8 protein-coding genes are annotated in these 4,676 nt (G+C 67.2%); 3 read left to right on the forward strand and 5 right to left on the reverse strand.

Annotated elements, in window-relative coordinates; genetic code table 11:
- On the reverse strand, positions 1-482 hold a 482-nt coding region (locus tag MKK70_RS07890; protein ID WP_243946720.1), incomplete at its 3' end, for an SOS response-associated peptidase.
- A 136-nt stretch (positions 483-618) separates the two neighbouring features.
- Between MKK70_RS07890 and MKK70_RS07895 the strand changes: the two genes are divergently transcribed.
- A complete protein-coding gene (locus tag MKK70_RS07895; protein ID WP_147726462.1) occupies positions 619-1,650 on the forward strand; it encodes a fumarylacetoacetate hydrolase family protein in 1,032 nt (343 codons plus the stop codon).
- Between the two features lie 34 nt (positions 1,651-1,684).
- Here the strand turns inward: MKK70_RS07895 and MKK70_RS30565 are convergent, their stop codons facing one another.
- Positions 1,685-1,816 (reverse strand): hypothetical protein, encoded by a 132-nt coding sequence (locus MKK70_RS30565; protein WP_279593219.1) that lies wholly within the window; start codon positions 1,814-1,816, stop codon positions 1,685-1,687.
- Between the two features lie 46 nt (positions 1,817-1,862).
- Here MKK70_RS30565 and MKK70_RS07900 point away from each other — a divergent pair, with 46 nt between their 5' ends.
- Complete coding sequence (locus MKK70_RS07900) at positions 1,863-2,105, forward strand: hypothetical protein (protein ID WP_147726460.1); 243 nt, start codon at positions 1,863-1,865, stop codon at positions 2,103-2,105.
- Between the two features lie 157 nt (positions 2,106-2,262).
- Here MKK70_RS07900 and MKK70_RS07905 read toward each other — a convergent pair whose 3' ends face one another.
- Positions 2,263-2,520, reverse strand: a complete 258-nt coding sequence (locus MKK70_RS07905; protein WP_147841691.1) for a hypothetical protein — start codon at positions 2,518-2,520, stop codon at positions 2,263-2,265.
- A gap of 258 nt (positions 2,521-2,778) precedes the next feature.
- Here MKK70_RS07905 and MKK70_RS07910 point away from each other — a divergent pair, with 258 nt between their 5' ends.
- Complete coding sequence (locus tag MKK70_RS07910; RefSeq protein WP_147841692.1) at positions 2,779-2,964, forward strand: hypothetical protein; 186 nt, start codon at positions 2,779-2,781, stop codon at positions 2,962-2,964.
- A 735-nt stretch (positions 2,965-3,699) separates the two neighbouring features.
- On the opposite strand, the gene MKK70_RS07915 is transcribed toward MKK70_RS07910, so the two are convergent.
- Together MKK70_RS07915 and MKK70_RS07920 are read right to left on the reverse strand one after the other, a co-directional pair.
- On the reverse strand, positions 3,700-3,909 hold the full coding sequence (locus MKK70_RS07915) for a cold-shock protein (RefSeq protein ID WP_147726454.1): 210 nt from the start codon (positions 3,907-3,909) through the stop codon (positions 3,700-3,702).
- A 147-nt stretch (positions 3,910-4,056) separates the two neighbouring features.
- Positions 4,057-4,284: a hypothetical protein gene (locus MKK70_RS07920; protein WP_147726453.1), complete on the reverse strand. Its 228-nt coding sequence runs from the start codon at positions 4,282-4,284 to the stop codon at positions 4,057-4,059.
- Positions 4,285-4,676: the final 392 nt, after the last annotated feature.

A 4,676-nucleotide genomic window follows, 5' to 3' on the forward strand; every position in this document is an offset into this window, starting at 1 on the left:
ACGCCGTTCGCCTCCGTCGTGAGGAAGGCGTAGAGCCGGTGTTCCTCCTCGACGGGCTCGTCGCGCTTCGGGCCGCGCACGCCCGTCCACGGTCGCCAGATCCCGGCGAAGGCGAACAGCGGCCGGTCCTCGTCGAGCGCGAACCACACCGGCGTCTTGCGCGGCTTGGTGTCCGCGTACTCGCTGAACGAGGATACCGGCACGAGGCAGCGCTGCTCCGGCTTCAGCCACGGGCGCCAGTAGGGCGACCTCACGTTCCGCACGTTCGTGACCGGGTGCTGCGGCCCCTTGCTCGACGGCGAGGGGAAGCCCCAGCGCATCATCGCCAACGCGCGCTCGCCCTCGGCCAAACGCACCACCGGCGCCATCTGGTCGGGGAAGATCGCCGGCAGCGGCGGCAGGTTGCCGGTCTCGTCGCGCTCGACCCCGAAGGCCTTGCGGATCGCGTCCTGGCCCCTGTCGAGGCTGTAGAGGTTGCACATCCCGACATCGTGCGCCGCCAAAGCGCGAAAGGGCAAGGCACGCTGCGCGAGCCCGATTGCATCCCGCATCATATGAATTCAAAATTCGCTCGCGCGACTTGCCCCGATGAAGGGCGAGCGCTGCGGAGGACCATCGATGAGCACTCGGCGCGACTTCCTGCATCTCACGGCCGCCGCGACGGCGGTCGGGGCCCTGGTCGGGTCAGCCTCGGCGCAGGCGCCAGCCTCGGGTCCGGGGCATCCGATACCCCCGCCGAGCGGAGAGGCTCTGCGTCTCGTCACCTTCGCACCCGACGCGGGCAGCACGCCGCGGCTCGGTGTGGTCCGCTCGGACGGGCGCGTCGTCGACCTGACGCAGGTTGGAGTGCCGGGCGTGGATCCGGCGCAGATGGTCTCGCTCATCACGGCAGGACCGGCCGCGCTCGATGCCGTGCGCCGGGCCGCGGCCGCCGGGGATGGCCCGCAGGTCGAGACGGTGCGGCTGCTGGCGCCGATCCCGGCACCGACGCGCAACATCTACGCGGTCGGCTGGAACTACTTGGAGCACTTCGCCGAGGGTCAGGCCGTCCGGGGGACGAACGCCGAGTACCCCGCCCATCCCGTGTTCTTCACCAAGGGCGTCAACACGATCAACGGCCCCTACGACCCGATCCCCTACGATGCTTCGGTGTCGACGGCGATCGACTGGGAGGTCGAGCTCGCCGTCATCATCGGCACGGGCGGACGCAACATCACAGAAGCCGACGCGATGGCCCACGTGTTCGGCTACAGCGTCATCAACGACACCACGGCGCGCGACATGCAGATCAAGCTGCACGGCGGGCAGTGGTTCAAGGGGAAGAGCCTGGACGGGTACGGACCGATCGGCCCGTGGATCGTGCCTGCATCCGACCTCGATCCCTCGAATCTCCGTCTGCTGACCCGCGTCAACGGCGTGGTGAAACAGGACGCCTCGACCGCTCAGATGTACTTCAAGGTCGCCCGCATCATCGCCGAGCTGTCGCACGGCCTCACCCTCGTGCCCGGCGACATCATCGCCACCGGCACGCCCCCCGGCATCGGCAACGCGCGCAAGCCGCCCGAATTCCTCAAGCCGGGCGATGTGATGGAGACGGAGATCGTCGGCCTCGGCACCCTGCGCAACGTGATCCAGGCCGTCCCGGCGTAAGAGGTGCGCCCTCGATCGAGAGGCGGGCGCTCAATCAGCCGGCCACCGCGATCGGCAGCGCGCCGACCTGCGTCGTGGGGCGCGGCGTCCGCATCTCGAACTTCGTGCCCCAAATTCGCACGGCCTCAAGGTCGGCACGGGTCAGCAGAACGCTGCCAACCGTCATGGGGTCCGGCACGCAACGATTTTGCAGCGCAACACGTTGGCTTGGTATGCCAAGCGTCACCCCCTTCGAAATCACGATCTTAGCGGCCGGCGCCCAGCGTACCCTGTTCGCCTCGACCGAGCGGGAGGCGGCTCTGATGGCCGAGTCGGTGCTGCGTCGTCTGGACGGTAAGCCTGCCCTTATCGGTTTCTGGATCGACGCCCCGGATCGGGGCGCCCTGAAGCGCCTGGGAGCCTACCTCGGAAATGTGCTCGTCGAGATGACGGGTACGGGTGAGGTGCTGGTATAGACGGCGTGTTCAAGAACGCCGCCGACGAGACCGGCGAGCTGGAAGGCGCAACGCTCCTGGGCAGTTCGGCGAGGTGCCGGAGGATTTCGCCGAGAGCCTGCGGGGCGGATAACGGTACGGGAAACCCGCCCGATGGACCGGGCGGGTTGTCGCGAGGCTAGGGATTTCCGGCGTCGCCGCCGCCCTGCGCTTGGTCCTTGTCATCCCCCAGCCGATTGGCCGAGTGATCCTGGTACTGCTCGGTCTGCACGGTCTTGCTGTCCAGGCCGCGCTCATCCCCATGCTGGGCCTTGTCGCGATTGCTGAGCACCGCGTTGTCCTCGATCACGCCTTCCGGCAACTCGGTCATCGCTCCCGAGCCCGATCCCTTGCCCTGGCTTCCAGGGTGCATGCCGTGCTTGCCTGCATTCGCCATCGTCGCTCTCCTGTCGTTCCAGGGGGCGGATCGATACGCCCCCGCCGGATGAGCAGGGCAAACCGATCGCTGCAGGGCTCGTTCCTGTGGCACGTGAACGCGTACGGTTCGGCCCCGCCCCGGTCTGCTCACGGGACGGGGGGAATCCCGGATCTCACCGCGTCTCGACGACGCCGTCGCTGGGGCTATCCTGCCGGGATGCGACGAGCGTCTGGCACGGTAACGGCTTGGCAACCGCACGCGCGTGAAAATCGCGGCATGCCGACCTTGTCCGCCCCGCGCCTACTCACCTTCCTCGCTTCCGCAGTGCTGATCGGCCTGGCGGTCGCCAGCCTCTACACGAAGGTCCCGATGGTCGGGCGCACGGTGCTCGCGCACCGGCAGTGGTTCTTCATCGGCGCCTACGCTCTGCTCGCGCTCGGGGTGACGACCAAGAGCCTTTGAACCACCCGCCGGGTCGACACGACCGCAGGTCCCGCTAAGTCGACGCTGCGAGGGTCTCCATGAGGCTTGCCGCGCGGGGTGAGCCACGGCCTCGCGGAGGTGGGCCTGCATTCTCAGCGCGTAGCTCAGAAGTTGCCCGACGTGATCCTCGATCGGATCGCAGACCTTCACGCACCGCATCGGGAACGGAACGATTTGACCCCGAAGCACCCTCCGACCACACCGGCCGTAGGTGCCCTTGTTCCAGGCCGAACGTGCGGACCGTGCACGGCTTGCTGCCGGGTTCCCGCGATCGAGGTGCTTGCCAAGCCTGCGGGCGTTCTCTGTCGGCATAGCACTGGCACGGCGTGCGGGATCTATCAGGATCGCCCTGAGGTGTGCGTGCGGTGGTACTGTCTCTGGCGCAAGATCGCCGCATTGCCGAACGCGCTGAGGCCAGACCGATCAGGGGTGATCTTCGCGATCGAGGGCAGTGCGCCTTGCGCGAATGGTCTCGAAGGGGCCTGCGTCGTGGGTCGCGCCGTGAAAGGAGGGGGTGCTATCGCGAGTGCGGAAGCGACCGAGGCGTTCGCTATGTTCGTCCGCGAAGGGTCGTTGCCGGTGTGGAAGGTGTCCGACCGTAAGGCGACCCTGATGCGCCCCGATCAGCGCACCCAAGCACTGTAGGTTCGGGGCGCCGACTCTGCCGGAGGCGGGCTTTTCAGGTGCTTTGCCCATCCCCCGGACGGGACAGTTTTAGGCTGCCTTCAGATTGCCGGCAGACAGCTTGCCGCTGCGCTTGTCGGTCTCTTCCTCGTAAGAGACCTTCTGGCCCTCGACCAGGTTTTGCATCCCGGCGCGCTCGACGGCCGAGATGTGAACGAACACATCCTTGCCGCCGTCGTTCGGCTCGATGAAGCCGTAGCCCTTGGTCTCGTTGAACCACTTTACGGTGCCGATGCTCATAGAAGTTCCTAGACGTCTCGGGCGCACCAAAGCGGGGCGCTCGCAGGCCAAACGGATGGCCCTCACGCGACGTTCCAAAGAGCGAAGCCCGCCGCGGCGGTGCCGGGCGGGCTGAGCCTCGTCAAGGCCATACGGGCCCGAACTGGTTTACATGCCGTGGCGCATCATGCCCCGACGATGCATGCGGTGGCGCATCATCGGCCGGCGCATCATACGACGATGCATCATCCGGCGCTCCATGCGGACATTCGTCACCAGCTCGGCGGGTGCGGCCACAGCGGCGGACGGGCCCATGGGTGCAGCGGAGGCGGACGTGGAGAGCGACGCTGCGCCGAGCGCGGCGAACAGGGCGGCGGCAATGATGGATGAGCGCAAGATGGTTCTCCTCGCATGCCGCCAGAAGCGACAGCCTTCTCCCGTCGGTCGTCCGGAGAATGGAAGACCCAAACTCCACCCCGTTTCGGTACGTTCGATCGTGGACCCGGAAGCGCGTGGAATGCGTCGCCGGGCACCTCGGATATTACTCCGCGCCAAAAGACCGCTCGGAGAGGCTTGACAGACGCCAGGGCGCTGCTCCACCCCACCGCATAGCCGTGGGCGGTATCGAGCCCGTTGTGATGGGCTCTCCTTCTCCCAACCGCCTCGCCAACTGATCCGGGGGCCGGTTGATCTGCATCAGCATGACGGCCGCAAAGCAGCAGAGGGCCAGCGACGTGATCCAGAGAAGGGCTCGTGCGGTCCGCTTGGTACGCTTCGACATGCCCGCG

The organism is Methylobacterium sp. E-041 (assembly GCF_022829665.1).
GTDB lineage: Bacteria > Pseudomonadota > Alphaproteobacteria > Rhizobiales > Beijerinckiaceae > Methylobacterium.

What these genes read in the sequence shown, in the direction of transcription:
- MKK70_RS07900 (WP_147726460.1), top strand. Translation starts at nt 1,863, where the DNA reads ATGCCAAGCGTCACCCCCTTCGAAATCACGATCTTAGCGGCCGGCGCC.
- MKK70_RS07915 (WP_147726454.1), bottom strand. Translation starts at nt 3,909, where the DNA reads ATGAGCATCGGCACCGTAAAGTGGTTCAACGAGACCAAGGGCTACGGC.
- MKK70_RS07910 (WP_147841692.1), top strand. Translation starts at nt 2,779, where the DNA reads ATGCCGACCTTGTCCGCCCCGCGCCTACTCACCTTCCTCGCTTCCGCA.
- MKK70_RS30565 (WP_279593219.1), bottom strand. Translation starts at nt 1,816, where the DNA reads ATGACGGTTGGCAGCGTTCTGCTGACCCGTGCCGACCTTGAGGCCGTG.
- MKK70_RS07895 (WP_147726462.1), top strand. Translation starts at nt 619, where the DNA reads ATGAGCACTCGGCGCGACTTCCTGCATCTCACGGCCGCCGCGACGGCG.
- MKK70_RS07905 (WP_147841691.1), bottom strand. Translation starts at nt 2,520, where the DNA reads ATGGCGAATGCAGGCAAGCACGGCATGCACCCTGGAAGCCAGGGCAAG.